The following is a 240-nucleotide window of genomic DNA, read 5'->3' as shown; positions in this document are numbered from 1 at the left end:
AGGGTCCCCCCTGCAGTACCATCGGCGCTGTAAGGCTTAGCTTCCGGGTTCGGAATGTAACCGGGCGTTTCCCTCACGCTATAACCACCGAAACACTATGAAACTGTCAGCCGCACCACGCCCTAACGGGAACGTGGGGCTGTTCGTGGTTTCAGAACCAACACAGTGGACGCGAGCAACTGAGGACAAGCCCTCGGCCTATTAGTACCGGTCACCTCCAGCGGTTACCCGCCTTCCAGA

General features: G+C 58.3%; 1 rRNA gene. It reads right to left on the bottom strand.

Annotated elements, in window-relative coordinates:
• A 5S ribosomal RNA gene (gene rrf / locus K4B79_RS47650) occupies positions 1-92 on the bottom strand; the annotation flags it as partial.
• Positions 93-240: the final 148 nt, after the last annotated feature.

Origin of the sequence: Streptomyces lincolnensis (assembly GCF_021173675.1) — a bacterium.
Classification (GTDB): Bacteria; Actinomycetota; Actinomycetes; order Streptomycetales; family Streptomycetaceae; genus Streptomyces; species Streptomyces lincolnensis_B.
This window is presented reverse-complemented; position numbering and strand designations above follow the sequence as displayed.